Here is a 20331-nt window from a genome sequence, read left to right on the forward strand (position 1 = left end):
ACCCTTGGCACTGTACGAAATGTCACAGGGTACGGCCAATGATCTCCTTCATGATTTCCGAGGTACCGCCATAAATACGCGCCACCCGGGCGTCGACCCAGGCGCGGCCGATCTTGTATTCGCTCATGAAGCCGTACCCGCCGTGCAACTGCAAGAACTCGTCGAGCAGCTTGCCCTGCATTTCCGAGCCTAGCAGCTTGGCCATCGCGGCGATCTCAGGGGTCAGTTCGCCGCGCATCACCTTGGCCAGGCAGTCGTCCACGAACACCCGCAGCATGGTGGCCTGGGCCTTGGCCTCAGCCAGTTTGAAACGGGTGTTCTGAAAGTCCAGCACCGGTTTGCCGAACACCTTGCGCTCACGGGTATAACCGATGGTTTCCTCAAGCAAGGTATCGATCGATTGCGCGGCACGAATCGCGATGATCAAGCGCTCCCAGGCCAGTTGATGGGTCAGGTACTTGAAGCCCATGCCCTCCTCGCCCAAGCGATTGCCCACCGGCACACGCACCTCGTCAAAGAACAGTTCGGCGGTGTCCTGGCCCTTCAGGCCGATCTTTTCCAGCAGCCGTCCTTTGGCAAAACCTGCACGCGTCTCCTCGACGCAGATCAGGGTCAGTTCCTTGGCCGCCGGGTCCAGCTTGGTGGCGGTCACCACCAGGCCGGCGTTGCCGCCGTTGGTGATGAAAGTTTTCTGGCCATTGACGATGTAGTCGTCACCGTCTTGGCGCGCCGAGGTGCGCATGGCCCGCAGGTCACTGCCGATGCCCGGTTCGCTCATGGCGATCACGCCAATCAGCTCACCGCTGACCATGCGCGGCAGCCACTGCTGCTTTTGCGCCTCACTGCCGTAGGCGACGATGTAGGGCGTGACGATTTCCGAGTGCGTGGTGAACCCCACGGCAGTGGCGTTGGCACGCGCCAGTTCCTCAATCATCACCGCGCTGTGGCCGAAATCACCGCCCGGGCCGCCGTACTCTTCCGGCACCGTGGAGCATAACAAGCCGTTTTCACCGGCCTTGAGCCAGACCTCCTTGGGCACGATGCCGTTTTTTTCCCACTCGTGCAGGTACGGCACGATTTCGCGCTCCACGAAGCGGCGGGCCTGATCACGGAACATGTTGTGGTCTTCTCGAAATACGCCACGCATCTTGCTTACTCCCGATCGATTCTTGTTGTTGGCATGGACGGCTCAGCGGTCCTGGTAGTTGGCGTCGCGCTTGTTCACGAACGCGGCCACCGCTTCCTCATGGTCCTGGGTGTGATGCGCCAGCGCCTGGTAGGCGGCGGACAATTCGAGCAAAGAATCCAGGCGCATGTGCTGGCCTTCGCGCAGCAACCGCTTGCACAGTCGCAGCGCATGGCCCGGGTTGCTGGCGATCCGCCGGGCCAGGGCCTGCGCCTCCGCTTGCAGCGTTTCGTGGGTGCACACTTGCTCCACCAGCCCCCATTCCAGCGCCTTGGCCGCATCGATGGCGTCCCCGGTAAAGGCCATCAGGCTGGCCTTGGGTATGCCGATGATGCGCGGCAACAGCCAGGCGCCGCCGTCACCGGGCACGATCCCCAGGCGCACGAAGCTCTCGGCAAAGATCGCCTTGGGCGCCGCCAACCGGATGTCGCACATGCAGGCCAGGTCGAGCCCGGCGCCCACGGCCGGGCCGTTGACGGCGGCGATCACCGGTATTTCCAGCTCGTAGATCGCCAACGGGATACGCTGGATGCCATCGCGGTAGGTGTTGCGTAGCTCATAGGGGGAGCCTGCGAAGATACCGCCACGCTCATGCATGTCCTTGACGTTGCCACCGGCACAGAACGCGCTGCCGTTGCCGGTGAGCACCATGACCCGCGCCGTCTTGTCCACGCGCAATTGCGCGCACAGGTCGACGAACTCCTGGATCTGCTCGGGCGTGGTCAGGGCGTTGCGGGTTTCAGGGTGGTTCATGCGCACGGTGACAATGCCGCCCTCGCGCTCGATCTGCAGAAACGGGCTCATCGCACAGTACTCACACGTGGGGTTAACGATTGCTGACCGTGCTGGGTGAGCAACGGCCAGTAGCCCTCGCTGCCTGCCCGGCAAACCCGCACGCCCAGGAGCTGGCTCCACAGGCTGGCGGAGCCGAACTCGCTGCGCCATGCCCATAACCTGCGGGTAAGCAGGTGCAGCGGGTATTCCTCGGTAAAACCGATGGCCCCGTGCACGGAGTGGGCAATGCCGGCGCCAACGCTGGCCGCCTCCCCCGTGCTGATCTTGGCCGCGGCAATGGTCAGCTCGGCCAGGCCATCGCCAGATTCGGCAAACCCTGCCTCGGCGGCGATGGCAGCGGCGGCCGCCTGTTCGGCAAATACCGCCAGTTGTTGTTGAATGGCCTGGAACGACCCGATGGCCTTGCCGAACTGCTGGCGTTCGCGGGCGTAGTTGGCGGTCATGTCCAGCAAGGCGTGCAGCGCGCCGGCGATCTGCGCCGAGCGCAGCATCGCGCCCCCCAGTTCCAGCACGTTGGCGCCCACCCCTTCCGGCAGCGGTGCCTGGGCCAACACCCGGGCGCCATTGAAGTGCAGGTCGTCGCGCGGCTCGCCCGCCACATTCAGGTGGGTGGCCAGCGTACTGGCGGCGCTGCGTTGCAGCAGCACGACCCGAGGGGCGCCAGAGGCCGTGTTGGCCACTGCCACCAGCGCATCGACATTGCGCCCCCAGGGCACGGCGCGGGCAGTGCCATGCGCCTGCTCGCCTGCAACGTGCACATCCGTGCCGGCGGTGAAACTCAAGGCCCCGGCGTACCCTTCCAAGCCGGCCTTGCTCAACAGCCAGTTGCCCAACAACGCCTCGGCCAAGGGCGCCGGCACGCAATGGCGCCCCGCCGCACGCACCAACACGTACATGTCGGCCCAACTGGCCTGGGCGCCGCCCAGCGCTTCACTGACACCGGCCAGGGTAAAGCCGGACTCGTCCAGCGCGCCCCACAGCGCCGTAGGCCACACCCCGCCTTCGCAGGCCATGGCACAGGCTGGCGTCGCCAGGTCGGCGAATAGGCGTTCAATCGTCGATTCAAATAGTTCGCGCATTATCGCAACCCCAGGCCACGGGCAATGATGCCCCGCAGAATTTCGCGAGTGCCGCCGCGCAGCGAGAACGACGGCGCCATTTGTGTCAGGTAGGCCAGTACCTGCGAATACGCGTTGCCGCCCTGCTGGCGTGGCTCGGCCTCCAGCAGCAGGTGCGCCACTTCAGGTATTTCCTGCTCGAAGGCATTGCCCAGGTCTTTCACACAGGACGCTGCCCACGCCGGGTTTTCGCCTGCGGCCAGTTGCGCGGTGACCGACAACGACATATTGCGCAGCGTCAGCAACTTGGCCGAAAGCCGGCCGATTTCCCGCGCCTGCAAAGCATCAGGCTTCGCGCCCACGGCATCGACCAGGCCCTTGAGCAGCGCGATGCAACTGAGAAAGCGCTCCGGGCCGCTGCGCTCGAACGCAAGCTCGGCGGTTACCTGGTCCCAGCCCTTGCCTTCGGTCCCAATCAAGGCGTCGGCCGGCAGGCGCACCTGGTCGAAAAACACCTCGTTGAAGTGTTCGCCCCCCGCCAGGTCGCGGATGGGCCGAATGGTGATGCCCGGCAGGCTCAGGTCGACGATGAACTGCGACATGCCCTCATGGCGCGCCGCCTGCTGTTCGCCCGTGCGCACCAGGGCGATCATGTAGTGCGAATGGTGTGCGTTGGTGGTCCAGACCTTTTGCCCGCTGAGCACCCAGCTGTCGCCGTCGCGCACCGCACGGCTCTTGATCGACGCCAGGTCGGAGCCCGAATTGGGCTCGCTCATGCCAATGCAAAAGTAGCTTTCACCCCGGCAGATCGGTGGCAGGTAGTGCTGCTTCTGCGCCTCGGTGCCAAAGCGATTGATCAGTGGCCCGCTTTGCCGATCGGCAATCCAGTGGGCCGACACTGGCGCACCCGCCGCCAGCAGTTCCTCGATAATCACATAGCGCGCGAACGGCCCGGCGGCAGCGCCGCCGTAGGCCTTGGGCAACGCCATGCCAACCCAGCCCTGGGCACCCAGTTGCCGACTGAAGTGAGCATCGAAGCCCATCCATGACTCGGCCCGCCGGGTGATCGGGTAATCGGCCAACGTGGCCTCGATAAACCCTCGAACGTGCGCGCGAAGCGCTTCGGCGTCGGCCGCAATAGTGCTGTAGGAAAATTGGCTGATGGCCATATGCGCTCTCTCACGCTGAACACAGGCGCCGCTTGGAACCAAGCAACCCCGAAACCGCAACCGCCCCACCGTTGCCGTTGGCCGGCACCGGTAGGCGCAGGTGGCAACCTACAACGCGGTTTGCGCGTCCGCCTGGGCGAACATCGCGTTGATATCGCCAGAGGTCACCGGTTTGTTGTCGTCGCGACCATGATCGGCCCCCCCCAGCCCCAGGGCCGGCTCGATGCTGACGTGGGTGGCCTTGGCCCTGAGGGCTGCGACCGTGCAGGTTTCACGTGGGTGGATCGAGAACGGGTCGTAGGAGAACTCGCGCATGGCGTTCAGGTGGGTGACCTTGTCGATCATCGCCTTGTCCAGGTGTTGCAGCCCTTCCCATGCGGTTTCCGGCGAGTTCGGCCAGGTGCAGTCGGAGTGCGGATAGTCGCTTTCCCAGGTGACCATGTCGGTGTTCAGGAAGTTGAGATTCTGCAGGCCAAATTTGTCTTCGATAAAGCAGGTGACGAAATGCTTGTTGAAGATGTCGCTGGGCATCTTCCCGCCGAAGTTGGAGTTGGTCCAGGCGTTGTGATGGCGGTGGGTGAAGTCCGCGCGCTCTAGCAGGTACGGGATCCAGCCGATGCCACCTTCAGAAAGCGCCATGCGCAGGTCGGGGAATTTTTTCCACATCGGCGCCCAGATCCAGTCGGCAGCCGAGTTGGCGATGGAGATCGGCATGGAGGTGATCCAGGCATCGATCGGCGACATGTCGGAGGCGTGGTTGGCCTTGACGCCGGTGCCGATATGGCAGCAGATCACCACCTTGTTGTCGCTGCAGACTTTCCACAGTGGGTCCCAGTAATCGCTGTGGATCGAGGGGTAGCCGTGAATGGCCGGGTTGTCCGACAGCGATAGCGCGTGCACGCCCTGGCGGGCCAGGCGCTCGACTTCGGCGACGGCGGCTTTCATGTCCCACCACGGCACGATCATCAGCGGGATGAAGCGACCCGGCGCGGCGTTGCACCAATCGTGCAAGTGCCAGTCGTTGTAGGCCTGGATGGCCGCCAGCGACACGTCACGGTCGGCATGTACCTGGAAGCGCTGCCCGGCAAAGCCTGGGAAGGTCGGGAAGCACAATGAGCCGAGCACGCCATTGGCGTTCATGTCGTCGACACGGTCCTTGATGTTCCAGGTGCCACGACGCATCTGCTCGTAGCCCAGCGGCTCCATGCCGTATTCCTCTTTCGGCCGGCCGACCACCGAGTTCAAGCCCATGTAGCCGGTGGCCTGCTCCTCGAACACCCACACGTCGCGCTCGCCCTTCTTGACCACGTGCGGCTCGCGGCCCTTGAAGCGGGCCGGCATGTGGCGAGCAAAAGCGTTTGGCGGCTCGATCGCGTGGTCATCGACGCTGACAAGAATCAGATCTTCAACTTTCATTGTTTTCCCCTTCGCATTCGGGCTTGTTGTTGTGCCTGAATCATAGAGCAGGCTACGCCTTAATTAAACACTTTTTTTAAATGTGTTCAGTTTAATTGCGATTTCAATCGCCTGGCCAACGCTTAATCCCACAGTACGTGCAGGTAATGCGGCCCACGCAACTGGGCGCCCTCGATGCGCGGCGCTGGCTTGGCAGGGTCCAGCCGGATGTTGGGCAACAGGTCGAGAATGGCATTGAGCGCGCAATTGATTTCGGTCTTGGCCACGAACTGGCCGATGCACATGTGCGGGCCAAAGCCGAAGCCGAACGAGGGCTTGGGCTTGCGGTCGATGTCGAACGTGTCGGCGCGCTCGAAGGCGTCTTCGTCGCGGTTGGCCGAGGTCACGATGCACTGCACCATCGCCCCCTTGGGAATCGCCACGCCGCGGATCTCCAGGTCCTTGGCGGCCTGGCGCACCTTGAAGGTGGCCACCGGCTCGAAACGCACCGCCTCGTCAATGGCCTTGTTGACCAGGCTGCGGTCTGCGCGCACGCGCTCAAGCATCTCGGGGTGCTGCAACAGCAGCGACATCAAAGTGCCGAAGGTGCGTGTGGTGGTCTCGCTGGCAGCTGGCAGCAGCGAGCGCACGAAAGTGGCGATTTCGTGATCGTCCAGGGAGCGCCCCTGGTACTCGGCGTTGATCAGCCGGCTGATCAGGTCGTCGCCGCTGGCCCCTTGCGCCCGACGCTCGGCCACCACCACCTTGACCACGTCGTACAGGGCTTTGGCCGCTTCCATCGCGGCGCCGCGGGCGGCAGCAGCTTTTTCGGGATCTACCTGGGGCCCGGCCAGGATCGCCAGGGCCCAGGCCGCGTACTGCTCGATCTGTTCGGGGCGGTCTTCCGGAAAACCGATCAGGGCGTAAATGACCCGGATCGGGAAATACAGGGCGAAATCCATCAGGTCGGCGCCTTTGGCCGCCACCATGGGCTTGATGTATTCCTCGCGGATCACCCGGTCGATCTTGGTTTCTTTCCAGCGGTTGACGGTTTCGGGCATGAACACCGGTTGCAGCAGGCTGCGGATGTGCTTGTGCGCATCGCCGTCCATCGCGGTCAGGATCAAGCCGTCGAAGAAAGCGCCCAGGCCTTCGGCAATAAAGCCGCTGGTGAACGTGCCGGCATCGCGCATCACCGCCATCACGTCGTCGTATTTGAACAGGGTAAAGGTCGGCCGGCTGGCGTCCAGCCCGGCAATGCTCGGTACGCCCAGGCGGGCCATGAAGTTGTCCTGCAGCACCGGTGAGTTGGCGCGCATGTCGCGGTAGGTAGCGTGCAGGTCGATGTCACTGTTGCCACGGTAATTGCTGGCGACATCGGTAAAGGCCTTGGTCAGGTCATTGTGTGCCGGTGTGGACATGGTCTTCTCCGTCATTTTTGTCATTATTTTTGAAGTTGCCCCGGTGGGAGGCCTGGCGTCACGGCTAACAATAAGCCTTGCCGGCCTATTGTTGTACGCTTTTCAATATTTTGATCAGTAACAGCCGAAAAACCCGGTCAATACGCCTGCTGCACCGCGGTCATGCGCCCGCCGGCCAGCATCAGCGCGCAGTACATCGAGAGCTCCACCACCTGCGCCGGCGAGTAAAACGTCGCCAGCAGGGCGAAATGTTGTTCGTCAATGGCCAGGTAATCGCCGGCAAACAGCTCGGCATACGCCAGCGCCGCCTGCTCGGGCGCGGTGAAGTGCGCGCTGCCGGAGGCCATGCAGGCAATGTCCTGTTCGGTGACCGTGTCCGATTTGCGCGCCAGCCGGCAGGCCTGGCACGTGGTGATGCTGGCGATCTTGAGCCGCACCAGTTCGCGCAGGCGCTCGTCCAGCAGGCTGCCCGCGTGCAGGGTTTCCATCAGTGCCAGCCAGGCCAGCGCCGCCTCTGGCCGGTGAGCCCAAACTTGCACCGGCGTGGTGGCGCTGAGCATGCGGCTGTGCAGGCCGCGCTCGACCGCATCCTGCAACGCGGCCGGCATGGCCTGTACGGCAATCAGTGGCAGGCGCGCCACCTCAATCCAACCGCTCGATGATGGTCGCCGTGCCCATGCCACCGGCGCAGCAAATGGCTTGCAGGCCATAACGCGCGCCGCGCCGCTCAAGCTCATTGAGCAAGGTGGTCATCAGCCGCGCACCACTGGCGCCCAGCGGGTGCCCCAGGGCAATCGCGCCGCCATTGACGTTGAGCTTGTGGTGGGGCACGCCGGTCTCCTGCATCCAGGCCAAGGGTACCGAGGCGAACGCTTCGTTCACTTCAAACAGGTCGATGTCGGCCAGGCTCAACCCGGCCATGGCCAGCACCTTGTGGGTGGCGGCGATGGGCCCGGTCAGCATCAGCGTGGGGTCGGAGCCAACCGTGGTGAACGCGACGATCCGCGCCCGCGCCCGCAGCCCCAGCTTGCGCGCGGTATCACCGGCCATCACCAGCAACGCCGCGGCACCATCGGATATCTGCGACGAATTGCCGGCGGTGATACGCCCATGTTCCGGGCGAAAGCTGGTCTTGAGGGTCGAGAGCTTCTCCAACGAAGTGTCACGGCGAATGGTTTCGTCGCGGCTCAGCACCAGGGCCGGCTCTACCCGGTCGCGCTCGCGCAGTTCGGCGACCGACACCGGCACGATTTCATTATCGAAATAGCCGGCATCGCAGGCGGCGGCCGCACGCTGCTGGCTGGTCAGCGCAAATTGGTCCAGCGCCTCGCGGCTGATGCCATACTTGCTGGCGATGCGTTCGGCCGCCTCGCCCTGGCTGGTCAACTCATGGCGTTGCGCAGCCATCCAGCCGAACGCCTCGCCATGGATCTCGCGGTTGCTGCCCATGGGCACGCGGCTCATGTTCTCCGCGCCCCCCGCCACCACCACATGGGCAGCGCCGGCGGCAATCATGCCCGCCGCCAGGTGCACAGCCACTTCACCCGAGCCGCATTTGCGGTCGATGGTCAGGCCCGGGATGGTCACCGGCCACCCGGCGCCCAGCAGCGCGGTGCGGGCGATATTGGCCGACTGCTCGCCAATCTGGGTGACACAGCCGAAAATCACGTCGTCGACGTGGCTGGGCGCAAGCTCCATGCGCTGCAACAGGCGGTCGATCACCCACGCGCCCAGGTGATCGGCGCGCACGCCTGCCAGGCTGCCACGGAACCTACCGATGGGGGTGCGCACGGCATCCAGGATCACGATGTCCTTCATAGCGCACTCGCCTTGAGCCCGGAACCCGGCACCTGTCGACCGTCCTCATAGCGGTAAACCCCGTGCCCGGTCTTGCGACCCAGGCGCCCGGCCGCCACCATCTTGATGATCAATGGGCAGGGCCGAAACTTCTCGCCCAGGGTTTGATGCAAGTAACGCAACACCGACAGCCGCGTGTCCCAGCCGGTCAGGTCGCCCAACTCCAGCGGCCCCATGGGGTGGTTGAAACCCAGCCGCAAGGCGGTGTCGATGTCTTCGGCGCTGGCAGTGCCCTCCTGCAGCATCCACATCGCCTCGTTGCCCAGCAGCGCGGACATGCGGCTGGTGGTCAGCCCAGGGGACTCGTTGACCACGATCGAGGTCTTGCCCAACTGCTCGCACAAGGCGCGGGTACGGGCCACCACCTCATCGCTGGTGGCCAGGCCACGCACCAGTTCGATCAGCTTCATTTTGTGCACGGGGTTGAAGAAGTGCATGCCGATCACTCGGTCCGCACCGGGCACCGAGGCGGCGATCTCGGTCACGCTGAGCGCCGAGGTGTTGGTCGCGATGATCGCGTCCTCCGCCAACAGCGCCGCCGCCTGGCCAATCACCGCTTTTTTCACGGCCAACTGCTCGGACACCGTCTCCACCAGCCAATGAGCGCCGGTGGCCGCGTCATTCAAGTCGCTACCGGTGTGCAGGTTGGCCAGGGCTGCCCCGGCCTGTTCCTCACTGACCTTGCCCAGGCGCACGCCGTCGGCAAGGATTTTTTCGATGCTGGCCCGGCTCTGGGCTAAAGCATCCCCGTTCGTGTCGACCAACAGCGTGGTAAACCCTGAGCTTGCAAACGCGTGCGCGATGCCGGTGCCCATCAACCCAGCCCCCACCACCACTACTTTTTGTTGTTTGGCGTTCATGTCTGGCTCTCGATTAGACGCGGATTTTCTTGCCGACCACATTGCGCAGCGTGCCGATACCCTCGACGCTGGCCTCCACCACATCACCCTCGTGCAGGAACAGGCCGGTGCCCATGCCAACGCCCGCTGGCGAACCGGTGAACAGCACGTCGCCACAGGCAAAACTGGAGCGTTGCTGCACGAAGCGAATCAACTGCCCCACATCCCAGGTCATTTCGGCGGTGCTGCCGTCTTGCCGTACCTGGCCATTGACCTTCAAGGTCAGGCGCAGCTTGGGCGAACCTTCGGCAAACTCGTCCTTGGTGACGATCCAGGGGCCAAGGCCGGTGGTCTGGTCCTGGCTCTTGGCGGCGAACAAGTCCATGCCAATGCCCGCCGCGCCGCTGCGCTGCAGGTCGCGGGCACTGACGTCGTTGCCCACCGTGTACCCCAGCACGCAGGCCAGCGGGTTTTCCAGGTCAATTTCCGACGTGCCGATCACTGCCACCAGCTCGACTTCGTGATCAAGCTCCTCGGTCAAAGGTGGAAAGCGAATCGGGTCATGGGCGCCGATCAACGCACCGTAGGCCTTGAGAAAGGCCACCGGCTGGGCCGGCGCATTCAAGCCAAACTCCACCAGATGCTTGGCGTAGTTGGCCCCGGCCACCACCACCCGGTTGACCGGTTCGATGGGTGGCAGCAGGCGCACCTTGGACAACGGCAGCGAGGGCCCGGCGATACGCACCGAGCTGATGCCGCGACCGGCGGCCACCGCCGGCGCCCAATCCTTGAACTCGCCGGAAATCGGCGTCACTTCATTTTGCGCAATGTCGACCACTGCCCAGAAAATCCCGGACTCGAAGTACTCGCAGCGGGCGATTTTCATCAGGCACCTACCTTGCCCAACTTGGCCGGGTCCAGGTGCAGCAAGCGGCAAGCGTTCTCATAGCGGATCTTGCGCAAATCGCCGTCCGACAGGCGCAGGCCATCGGTCAGGTCGTGACGCACGGCGTCGCTGCCACCGAAGTTGCTGCCGTACAGCACGTGGTCGGCGCCAATGATGTCGACCAGGGCCTGGCGCATCGGCACTTCGTGCAGTTCCACGTCGAAGTAGAAGTTCTTCATGTACTCCAGCAGCGGCTTCTTGTTGTACTTGACGTCCAGGTTCTCGTTGGTCTTGGCCAGGCGGCCCAACTGGTACGGCACGTAACCGCCACCGTGGGTGATGTACACCTTAAGGTCCGGGAAGCGATCGAGCACGCCACCACAGATCAGATTCCAGAAGCAGCGTGTCTCGTCGTACTGCATGCCGACGATGGCCGTGGTTTCGTAACGATCGTCGTTGGCTTTCTTGCCCCAGGTGACGGACTGGTTGTAGCCGTGGATGAACATCGGCAGGTCCAGGTCGCACAGGGTGCGCCACACCACGTCCAGCTCCGGCGAGTCAAACTCCAAGCCACCGAAGTTGGCGCCACCGGCCACCATGCCCTTGGCACCCAGTTCGGTGCAGGCGTAGCGAAGCTCGGCGGCCGCCGCCTCAGGCGAGTTCAACGGCACGTGTGCCCAGAACATCAGGCGGTCCGGTGCTGCCGAGCAGTATTCGGCCAGGGTGCTGTTCACCGTGCGAGCGAACGGCACGGCGAACTCAGCCTCGGTCCAGTACATGTAGCAATGGGAAGGCACCGAGACCACTTGCAGGTTCTGCCCCGCCTTGTCCATGCCCGCCAGGCGCACCTTCGGGTCGGCCCAGCGTGACAGGTACTCCTCGAGCTTGGGGCCATTGCCGGCGCGCACGGCTGCCTTACGCTCGGGCGAGCCGAGGCCCAGGATCCAGTCCCCCACGCGCAGCTTGATGTCGCCGTCGGCGTGCTGTTCGAAGAACGGCCCCCAGTGAGGGTGCTGGTTGTAGTAGCCCGGGTGGGGAGCGTGGGCGTGGAGATCGATGAGCATGTCTAGGTACCTCGAGGTTGGCACTTTTTTGTTGGTTGTTAGCGCGGTGCCTGGCCGCGGCGAAGGTCGGTTCGCCGCAACCAGGTAAAGCCGAACGGCTCGCTGCTAAGGCCTGAGCTTAAATTTAAATTGAGCAGAAATCAAAATACTGTTCATATTATTTTTAGCCAGGCACGCAGAAGCCCATTCCAGAGCCCTCAAGGCGCTGCGATGCAAAGGGCACCCAGGTCAAAACCTGGCGCATTCAGCGAAAAGGAAGCGTTTTGCAGGCCGGAAAACGACGGCACGAAAATGCAAAAGCCCCCGAAATTCGGGGGCTCTCGCAACGCAAGGGGGATAAAACGTCGGGTTTAGCGGCGGGTGCGCGAGGTGGAGCCCATGATCAGCGCGCCAAGCAGTTTTTTAACCCGCACGGGGAATAAACGACGGCCTGCGGCCTCGGGCACCAGGATTTCGCTCAAGACGTAGCGGATGATCATTTCACAGATCAATTCGCGGTCCAGGCGCACGCCAAGGCGCTCGTCCCAGTCATCGAAAACGATGCCCAGGCCGTCTTGGAAACGCACGATCGAGTCGTGAAAGATCCGCCGGAAAAACCCCAGCGCGTAGTCGGGTGCGACCACCAGCAGGCGACGTGCCCGGCTTTGCTCCAAGTAGTTATCCAGGTAGGCGAACAAGGCGTTGAGGCGCGCTTCGGGGTCGGTGATGTGGCCCAGCTCCTGGGACAGGGAGCTGTGGAAGCTTTCGCGCTTGTGTCGCGAAAACGTGTCCAACAGGTCTTCTTGCGAAGCGAAGTACCGATAAAAAGTGCCGCGCGAAACACCTGCCACTTGGCACACATCGAGGATCGAGATGCGATCGGCACCCGACATCAGCACCACTTCTTCAGTGGCCTTGAGGATGTTGGCGATGGTTTCTTCTGAACGGCGATTAGGTTTGACAGGGCTGTTGGTCGCCGCTTTGACACCCGCGCGACGCTCTACCGGCTTGGCTGCAGGCGGGCTGACTGGCGCCACCGCAGGCTTCTTTGCCTTCGTGCTTTTGGCAGCGGGAGAAGGCGTTTGCGCCTTTTGGGAAGCGGGTTTTGGCATGGCGTGATGAGCTCATGAAAAATAAAGATGAGAAACATTAACACAGGATCTGTGCATAAATAACACAACATGTTCAACTTATTGCTAAAGACATTATTTGATTTTTTATCTAGAATGCGATTCTCTCATCAAAATAAAATCAGGCGAGCCACCCGCTTTTGGCGCCTAAACGGAGAACAGACATGGGCAGCACCGGAAATGCCGAGACATGGGCAGTGGGAGATCGAGACACGGTCATCGATGCGTTAGAGCGTTCAGTAGCAAGGCACCCAGACAAAATCCTGTTGGATTTCAGCGGCGAGTTATACACATATTCACAGGTTGACTCACTTTCCACAAAAATGGCTAACGCGCTGGCCGTTCTGGGGGTCAAGGCTGGCGAAACCGTGCTGACGATGCTGGACAACAACATCGATGCGGTGACCACCTGGCTGGCCATCAACAAGCTGTGCGCCGTCAGCGTGCCCATCAACACGGCGCTCAAGGGCGAGTTCCTGCGCCACCAGATCGCCGATACCGGCACATCGCTGGTGATCTGCGAAGCGGCCTACCTGTCGCGCATCACCCCCTTGGCGGAACAGCTGCACGACGTCCGGCACATTCTTCATCGCGGCCCATTGGCAAGCGTGGCCGATTGCCGAATTCGCATCGCCCCCCTGGACGATCTGCGTGGCAACGACACCACGCCCCTGCCCGGCAAACCGCAACCGTCGGACCTGGCCTGCCTGATCTATACCTCCGGCACCACGGGCCCGTCCAAGGGCTGCATGATCAGCTACAACTTCATGTGCAACCTGGCACGCCTGCAATTGCGCGCAGGCCCGGCCAGCGCCGACGACGTCACCATCACGCCGCTGCCGCTGTTCCACATGAACGCCCTGTGCGTGTCGATCATCGCCAGCATTCTGGTAGGCGCGCGTGCCGCGATCCTGCCGCGCTTCTCGGTGTCCAACTTCTGGCAAGAAGTGGAGCGCTCGGGCGCCACCATTGCCTCGATCCTGGGCGGCATGGGTGGCTTGCTGGCCCAAGCCCCGGATAACGACGCGATGCTGCGTTGCGTTGGCCAGATCCACACCGCCCGCGGCAACCCCTACACCGAAGACACCAAGAAAATCTGGCGCGAGCGTTTCGGCACTCCGCTGGTGGGCGGCAACGGCTACGGCCTGACCGAAGCCTGCGTGATCACCTCGCTGCCTGCGGGCGAATACGCCGCGCCCGGCTCGTCTGGAAAGCGCATCGCCGACTTCGACGTGCGCATCGTCGACGAACTGGACCAGGAGCTGCCGGCCAACTGCGCCGGCGAGATCGTCGTGCGCCCGCTGCGCCCCGACATCATGTTCCAGGGCTACTGGCGCCGCCCCGAAGACACCCAGAAGCTGATGCGCAACATGTGGTTTCACAGCGGTGACATCGGCAAATTCGACGACGAGGGCTTCTTCTATTTCGTCGACCGCAAGAAGGACTATTTGCGCCGCCGTGGCGAAAATATCTCCAGCTTCGAGATGGAGGCCGCGTTTGCCGTCCACCCGGCGCTGGCCGAGGTGGCCGTGCACGCGGTGCCTTCGGAAAAGGGCGAGGATGACGTGAAGGTCACCGCGGTGCTGCACGAAGGTGTCGCGCTTGAGCCCGAGGCGCTGTTCCACTGGGCCACCGACGCGGTGCCCTACTACGCGCTGCCGCGCTACATCGAGTTTCGCGCCAGCTTGCCAAAGAACCCTCAGGGGCGCGTGCTGAAGTACCAGTTGCGCGATGAAGGCAAGACGGCGACGACGTGGGACCTTGAAACCACGTCCATTGTGGTTTCCAAGAAGTAGCACCTTTGCCCCTCACCCCAGCCCTCGCCCCCGGGAGAGGGCTGGGGGGAAGGCCGCAGCCAACGCTTAATCAATACTCGCGCACGGGTATCCCTTTGGGCCGCGAGTTATAGCCTGGCAAATGCAGCCCTCCATCCACATGCAAGGTTTCCCCGGTAATAAACCGCGACATCTCCGAGGCCAGGAACACCACCGCCGGGCCGATGTCGGCTTCCGGCTCGCCACAACGCCCCAGCGGGCGCATGGACGCGGACATCTCGGCAAAGCCTGGGTTTTCAGCCGCCAGCTTGTGGAACGTGGCGCCCATGGCCGTGGGCGCGATCGCGTTGACGCGAATATTGAAGCGCCCCCACTCCGCGGCCCCGCTGCGCGTAAGCCCGACGATGGCAGCCTTGGCGGTGTTGTAGTCACCATGCAACCAGGCGCCGATCTCGGTATCGATGGAGTAGAAATTGACGATCTTGCCACCGCCCCGTGCCTTCATATGCGGCAACGCGGCTTTCATCGCCCACCAGGCGGCCCACACGGTCGACCCCAGGGTTTGCTCCAGCATGGCGTCGGTCTTGTCTTCCAGCAGCACGTTGGGGGTGGGCGCGAAGGCGTTGTTGACCAAGATGTCCAACCCGCCGAACTCGTCCACCGCCAATTGCACGGCGGCCTCTACCTGGGCCTTGTCGCACACGTCGGTCTTGATGAACACCGCCCTGGCGCCCAGAGCCTTGAGCTCGGCGACCACCGCCTCGCCGCTGGCGGCGTCCAGCTCGGCCACCACCACCGCGGCACCCTCCTTGGCAAAATTGAGTGCAACGCCGCGGCCGATGCCACCCCCTGCGCCGGTGATCAACGCAACCTGTTCGTTCAGCAGTGCCATGAGCCACTCCATTTCTTGTTTTTTAGTGAACATATTTTAGTATAGTGTTCAAATATAACTGATTTCTTCCGCCTGAACAGCTGTAGAACAAGGATATCGAGGATGACTGCATTTCACCGCCGCGTGGACATCATCGGTCGCGCCGCCAACGGCGCGGGCGAAGTGCGCGCCGCCCTGGAAGACGACTTCCATCACTTTCGCGTGTGGGCCCGCCACGACGGCCGCTGCGTCATTGCCATCGGCGGCGAAGCGCTGCGCTATCCCTATACCCTGTGCACCCAAGCCTGCGATCAATTACAGCAACTGCTGGGCATGCCGCTGGATCGCGTCGCCCATTCGGTGACCCGGCAAACCGATGCCAGCCATCAATGCACCCACCTGCTCGACCTGGCGGGGCTGGCCATTGCCAGCGCTGCGCGTGGTACTGCCATGCGGCGCTACGACATCGAGATCCCACGGCGGGTCAACCAGCGCACCCACGCCACGCTTGCGCGTGACCATCACGTGTTGCTGGCCTGGGAAGTCAACGGTACGCTGATCGAGGGCCCCAGCCCCTATGCCGGCGTCAACCTGCGCGCAGGCATGGCCCGCTGGGCCCTGGGCACGCTAAGCGAGGAAACCGCCGAGGCCGCCCTGCTGCTGCGCCGGTGCACCTTGATTTCCATGGGCCGTGCCCATGACCTGGACGCGCACGTGCATGCCGAAAACAGCAATCGCTGCTACAGCCAGCAGGCCGAGCGCGCCGAGCAGGCCTTGCGCATGAAAGGCTCGACCCTGGATTTCAGCCATCAACGCCAATTGCTATGCGCCCAGGACCAGGCCTGGTTGCAGGGGCTTTAGCGGAACCAGGCCCCTGCCCAAAACGCCCTAGAGGAACACCGCCAGGTTCGGCGTGCCCAGCACGGCCTGGTCCAGGATGACCTCGCGCCGGGCCAACTTGAAGCCCGCATCACTTAGGCGCAGTACGTCGCGCCGCTCGCCGCTGATGATGTCGACGTGGTGGTCCTTGAACCGGCTGCGGGTCAACAGCAGGTAACTGGTGACCACGAACTCGTCGGGCTTGGTGGTTTCTTCGACGAACACGTTGGTCACCAGGCGACGGGTGCGCGAGGGTGGGTCCTCGGCCCAGGCGCTCTTGCCGGACAAGCGCAGGATACGACCCATGATCGAGCGGTAGTCGTCATGGTAATGCTGCACCGTGCGCACGATGGTGGCGCTGAGTTCGGCCGCCAGGCGCGTCTGGCGCAGGGGCACCGTGTACACCAGGTCGGTGTCCAGGCGCTCGGCCCATTCCTGCAGGCGGATCTGGTCGAGCAAGGTGGCTTCCTCGTAGAGAAAGGTCACCACCTGGTTATAGATCGGCGAGCCCACCGGCACCCGCTGGGTACCGACCGGGGAACCCGGCTGGATATCCTCCACGCCGCGTTGTTGAACCTGAGCCATGAGTATTTCCTCACTGTTATTGTTGTGCAGGGGACGCTGCCTGCGCTGCGGCCCATTTGAGCCGCGGCGCACGCATAGGCTTATTGCTGGTCGTCGGCCATCATCAGTTCATGCCAGTACAACCACCAATGCCACTGGGTGTCATCCTTGGTGAAACCTTCGTTGACGATGCCAGGGCCGGGCCAGCCTTCTGGCGCACCGGTTTCAAAGCACGCCTGGTACTTGAGCGTGCTCTTGCGGCCCATGGCGCCTTTGGCGGCCAGGGTCATGTGCGGCCAGGTGTCGGAATCGTCCTGCTCGACCATGCCCGAGGTGCCAAACAACTGGATGGTCTGCTTGAGCATCTTGTCGCGCAGCTCCGGCGAGGCGTCCTTCTCGGCAAATACCCAGTTGACGAACTCCAACTGGTCGGGCCCGCGGGGTACATAGGCGTGCAGGGTCATGGAGCCCACCACGCTGCCGTCTGGCTGGGGAATGTAGACAAAACCAAAGAGAATGTTCGGGAACATGCCCCCCACCTGCGGCGGCATGCTGGTCAGCACCTTCAACTGGTCTTCGGTCAGGTTGCGCGCCAGTTGCTCGACCATGTCGGCGGTCATGCCGGCCGGCGGCAAGGCTTCAAGCTTTTGCTGCACCGTAAGCTCGGCAGGGTCCAGCCCGGTCAGGCGCTTGATCTTGCGCGCCAGGTCAATGCAACGCAGGGCGTGGCCGTGGGGCGAGCTGATTTCGACGCCGATCATTTCCGGGCTGAGGTCGGCGGTTTCGCCCTCGCCTTTTTTCGCATAGTTGCCCACCTCGCCCAGCCAGCGGTGCAAGGTCAGGGTGTGGAAGCCGTCGGCAGCCGACTGCTCGCCCGCGGTTTTCCAGTTGGCGTTGACGATAAAACGCTGCGGCGGGCCGAGCACTTCCATGCCCTTGTCCGAGCGGCAGAACAGCATGTCGTAATACCACTTGGCATCACCCAGGAACTCGTCGAACGAAGGACCCTCGGTGTTCCAGGTCGCAAACACCAAGCCACCATACAAGGTGACCCGGGCCTTCTTCAGGCCCAGTTCGGACTTGGGCAGCATCTTGCCGTGCATGCATTCGCGCTCGACGGGCGAACCGATGAAATCACCGTTGGGCCGGAACGCCCAACCGTGGTAGATGCATTTGTGAATTTGCGTGTTGCCGCAGTCGGCGGTGCTGATGCGCATGCCACGGTGCGGGCAGACGTTGAGGGTAACGAAGACCTCGCCTTCCTTGCCCCGGGCGACGATCACCGAGTCCGAACCCAGGTCGCGAACCATGAAATCGCCGGAATTCGGGATCTCCGATTCGTGCCCCAGGAGCACCCATATCTTGCCGAAGATCTTTTCCATCTCCAGTTCGTAAATTTCGCGGTCAGACAACACGCGCATCTGTACTTCACGGCTGGAGGGGTAGATGAGGTCCGAGACCTTGGTTCCATCCGACAACACGGGGCTTGTTATTGTTAGCATGCTTGCCTCCTACTCTTGGCTTCACGGCGGTGAGCCGCACGATAATATAAGACACTTTATTGATTTGTGTATATAAAATTCACGCACTTACTGTGAGTGAAATCACCTGTCCTTCACGCTCCTTTCAAGCCCCGGCCAGCACTTTGTGGCCAACCTGGGTGCGCAAAACGCCGATACCGTCGATTTCCAGTTCCACCACGTCGCCACGCTTCAGATAGCGCAGCTGTTCCAGGCCACAGCCGTTGCCGACCGTGCCCGACCCCAGGAACTCGCCGGGGTACAGGGTTTCGTCGCGCGACACATGGGCGATCACATCCTCGAACTGCCAGCGCATGTCGCGGGTATTGCCGCGCCCCCACTCCTGGCCGTTGACCCGGGCGACCATGTTCAGGTCGTACGGATCGCCCAGTTCATCGGCGGTCACCAGGCACGGGCCCATGATGTTGGCGGTGTCGAAGTCCTTGCTCTTGGCTGGGCCAAGCATGCCGGGCATCTCCAGGGCCTGGGCGTCGCGGGCGCTCATGTCGTTGAAAATGGTGTAGCCAACGATGTGCCCGCGGGCGGCGTCGCGGCTGATGTCCTTGCCCCGTTTGCCGATGTAGCAGCCAAACTCCAGCTCGAAATCCAGCGCCCGGCTGAAGCTGGGCCATTGAAATTCGTCGTCGATGCCGATCACGGCGAAACGGTTGCCCTTGTAGTAGATCGGTTGCTTGTTGAAGGTCTCGATCACCCGGTCGTCGGCGCGGGTGTTCATGGCCTTCAAGGTAGCCTCGGGGTCTTCGGTGCGCAGCGCACGGGCGCGTCGTGCCGCGGCAAAGCTCTGGCGCAGGTGCAGTTCAAAGCAGGAGCAATCGCGCATTTGCGGCGGCGGCTGGATCGGCGCACGCAGCTTCACGTCGGCGCGCTCCAGCACCGCCGGCGCCGGTGCCCGGGCCAACAGCGTGCGCGCCAAGGCCAGTGCCGGCTCACCGGCCTCCACCAGCGCCAATATGCTGGCCAGGGCAGCAGTGTCCTGCCCTTCCAGCGTGCGGTAGGCGCCTTGCAGGTCGAGCACCTGCTGGTCCTGATTGAACAACGCACCGGCACGGTCCACGCCCCAGGCGTCGGTGTAGGTCACCAGCCTCATACGCGGCCACTCACAGGCAGCAGGGCGCCGGTGACGGCCTGCGCGTCATCAGACAACAAGAACGCAACCACGGCCGCCAATGCCTGCGGGGTTACCCAGCGGCTGCTGTCGGCATCGGGCATGTCGGCGCGGTTAGCCGGGGTGTCGATGATGCTCGGCAGCACCGCGTTGACCGTCACCCCACGGTCTTTCAGTTCTTCGGCCAGGGCTTCGGTAAAGCGCGCCACCCCGGCCTTGGAAGCGGCATAGGCGCCCATGCCGGCTGCTGCCTTGAGCGAAGCCAGGGCACCGATGTTGACGATGCGCCCGGCGGCGCTGGCCACCAGGTGCGTCAGCGCCGACTGGGCACTGACCACCGCCGTGCGCAGGTTCATCTGGTACAGGCGGTCCCAGGTCTCCAGGTGCCCTTGCTCCACGGTCTCCCAGGCAAAGCCGCCCGCCACGTTGACCAGGCCATCAATGCCGTCCCACTGCGCGGCGACACGCGCAAAAGCGTTGTCGGCCGAGGCTGTCGAACTCAAGTCGACCCCCTCCAGGCACAGCAGGTCGGGGGTGTCCAGCAGCGCCGCCGGTGCCTCGCTGCGATCGAGCAAGGCCACTCGCGCACCGCGCGCCAGCAAGTACTTGCCCAATGTGCTGCCCAAGACACCGAACCCGCCGGTGACAACTATCCTTTTGCCCTGTAATGACTGGGACATAGCGCAACCCTCTTGTTGTTGTTTTTACCGCACGAACGGTCGACCCGTGCGTTCACTGCACAAATATATGACACTTTTCTAAAATATGTTCAAATGATACCGTATGACTTCGAGTCAAATCCTTAGCCGCGGACTGC

19 protein-coding genes are annotated in these 20331 nt (G+C 63.1%); 2 read left to right on the forward strand and 17 right to left on the reverse strand.

Going from position 1 to position 20331, the window contains the following annotated elements; translation table 11 throughout:
- Positions 1 to 22: 22 nt before the first annotated feature.
- The 12 genes from L9B60_RS29460 to L9B60_RS29515 form a co-directional block, all read right to left on the reverse strand.
- Entirely contained in the window at positions 23 to 1147 is a 1125-nt protein-coding gene (locus L9B60_RS29460) for an acyl-CoA dehydrogenase family protein (RefSeq protein WP_249674681.1), read from the reverse strand.
- A 42-nt stretch (positions 1148 to 1189) separates the two neighbouring features.
- Positions 1190 to 1990: a crotonase/enoyl-CoA hydratase family protein gene (locus L9B60_RS29465; RefSeq protein ID WP_249674682.1), complete on the reverse strand. Its 801-nt coding sequence runs from the start codon at positions 1988 to 1990 to the stop codon at positions 1190 to 1192.
- On the reverse strand, positions 1987 to 3060 hold the full coding sequence (locus tag L9B60_RS29470) for an acyl-CoA dehydrogenase family protein (RefSeq protein ID WP_249674684.1): 1074 nt from the start codon (positions 3058 to 3060) through the stop codon (positions 1987 to 1989). Before L9B60_RS29470 ends, L9B60_RS29465 begins: the two co-directional genes overlap by 4 nt.
- Entirely contained in the window at positions 3060 to 4208 is a 1149-nt protein-coding gene (locus tag L9B60_RS29475) for an acyl-CoA dehydrogenase family protein (RefSeq protein ID WP_249674685.1), read from the reverse strand. The genes L9B60_RS29470 and L9B60_RS29475 overlap by 1 nt, the downstream gene beginning before the upstream one ends.
- Positions 4209 to 4316: 108 nt before the next feature.
- Positions 4317 to 5624 (reverse strand): amidohydrolase family protein, encoded by a 1308-nt coding sequence (locus tag L9B60_RS29480; protein WP_249674686.1) that lies wholly within the window; start codon positions 5622 to 5624, stop codon positions 4317 to 4319.
- Between the two features lie 122 nt (positions 5625 to 5746).
- The gene (locus tag L9B60_RS29485; RefSeq protein ID WP_249674687.1) at positions 5747 to 7024 is read right to left on the reverse strand and encodes a cytochrome P450; all 1278 of its coding nucleotides are present in this window, start codon (positions 7022 to 7024) and stop codon (positions 5747 to 5749) included.
- Positions 7025 to 7161: 137 nt separating this feature from the next.
- Positions 7162 to 7665, reverse strand: a complete 504-nt coding sequence (locus tag L9B60_RS29490) for a carboxymuconolactone decarboxylase family protein (RefSeq protein ID WP_249674688.1) — start codon at positions 7663 to 7665, stop codon at positions 7162 to 7164.
- Between the two features lies 1 nt (position 7666).
- Entirely contained in the window at positions 7667 to 8842 is a 1176-nt protein-coding gene (locus L9B60_RS29495) for a thiolase family protein (RefSeq protein ID WP_249674689.1), read from the reverse strand.
- Positions 8839 to 9741: a 3-hydroxyacyl-CoA dehydrogenase gene (locus L9B60_RS29500; protein ID WP_249674690.1), complete on the reverse strand. Its 903-nt coding sequence runs from the start codon at positions 9739 to 9741 to the stop codon at positions 8839 to 8841. Before L9B60_RS29500 ends, L9B60_RS29495 begins: the two co-directional genes overlap by 4 nt.
- Positions 9742 to 9754: 13 nt before the next feature.
- A complete protein-coding gene (locus L9B60_RS29505) occupies positions 9755 to 10606 on the reverse strand; it encodes a fumarylacetoacetate hydrolase family protein (RefSeq protein ID WP_249674691.1) in 852 nt (283 codons plus the stop codon).
- Positions 10606 to 11670 (reverse strand): amidohydrolase family protein, encoded by a 1065-nt coding sequence (locus L9B60_RS29510; RefSeq protein ID WP_249674692.1) that lies wholly within the window; start codon positions 11668 to 11670, stop codon positions 10606 to 10608. Before L9B60_RS29510 ends, L9B60_RS29505 begins: the two co-directional genes overlap by 1 nt.
- A gap of 350 nt (positions 11671 to 12020) precedes the next feature.
- Complete coding sequence (locus L9B60_RS29515; protein ID WP_438866036.1) at positions 12021 to 12686, reverse strand: TetR/AcrR family transcriptional regulator; 666 nt, start codon at positions 12684 to 12686, stop codon at positions 12021 to 12023.
- A gap of 257 nt (positions 12687 to 12943) precedes the next feature.
- Here L9B60_RS29515 and L9B60_RS29520 point away from each other — a divergent pair, with 257 nt between their 5' ends.
- On the forward strand, positions 12944 to 14575 hold the full coding sequence (locus L9B60_RS29520) for an ATP-dependent acyl-CoA ligase (RefSeq protein WP_249674694.1): 1632 nt from the start codon (positions 12944 to 12946) through the stop codon (positions 14573 to 14575).
- A gap of 70 nt (positions 14576 to 14645) precedes the next feature.
- Here L9B60_RS29520 and L9B60_RS29525 read toward each other — a convergent pair whose 3' ends face one another.
- Complete coding sequence (locus L9B60_RS29525) at positions 14646 to 15446, reverse strand: SDR family NAD(P)-dependent oxidoreductase (protein ID WP_249674695.1); 801 nt, start codon at positions 15444 to 15446, stop codon at positions 14646 to 14648.
- A gap of 102 nt (positions 15447 to 15548) precedes the next feature.
- Between L9B60_RS29525 and L9B60_RS29530 the strand changes: the two genes are divergently transcribed.
- Positions 15549 to 16286, forward strand: coding sequence for a DUF2889 domain-containing protein (locus L9B60_RS29530; protein ID WP_249674697.1), 738 nt, complete (start codon positions 15549 to 15551; stop codon positions 16284 to 16286).
- Positions 16287 to 16313: 27 nt separating this feature from the next.
- On the opposite strand, the gene L9B60_RS29535 is transcribed toward L9B60_RS29530, so the two are convergent.
- The 4 genes from L9B60_RS29535 to L9B60_RS29550 form a co-directional block, all read right to left on the reverse strand.
- Positions 16314 to 16889, reverse strand: coding sequence for an aromatic-ring-hydroxylating dioxygenase subunit beta (locus tag L9B60_RS29535; protein ID WP_249674698.1), 576 nt, complete (start codon positions 16887 to 16889; stop codon positions 16314 to 16316).
- Positions 16890 to 16969: 80 nt separating this feature from the next.
- Positions 16970 to 18370, reverse strand: coding sequence for an aromatic ring-hydroxylating dioxygenase subunit alpha (locus L9B60_RS29540; RefSeq protein ID WP_249674699.1), 1401 nt, complete (start codon positions 18368 to 18370; stop codon positions 16970 to 16972).
- A gap of 124 nt (positions 18371 to 18494) precedes the next feature.
- Entirely contained in the window at positions 18495 to 19496 is a 1002-nt protein-coding gene (locus tag L9B60_RS29545) for a fumarylacetoacetate hydrolase family protein (RefSeq protein WP_249674700.1), read from the reverse strand.
- Positions 19493 to 20194: an SDR family NAD(P)-dependent oxidoreductase gene (locus L9B60_RS29550; RefSeq protein WP_249674701.1), complete on the reverse strand. Its 702-nt coding sequence runs from the start codon at positions 20192 to 20194 to the stop codon at positions 19493 to 19495. Before L9B60_RS29550 ends, L9B60_RS29545 begins: the two co-directional genes overlap by 4 nt.
- Positions 20195 to 20331: the final 137 nt, after the last annotated feature.

This window comes from Pseudomonas abieticivorans (genome assembly GCF_023509015.1).
In the GTDB taxonomy this organism is placed as follows: Bacteria; Pseudomonadota; Gammaproteobacteria; order Pseudomonadales; family Pseudomonadaceae; genus Aquipseudomonas; species Aquipseudomonas abieticivorans.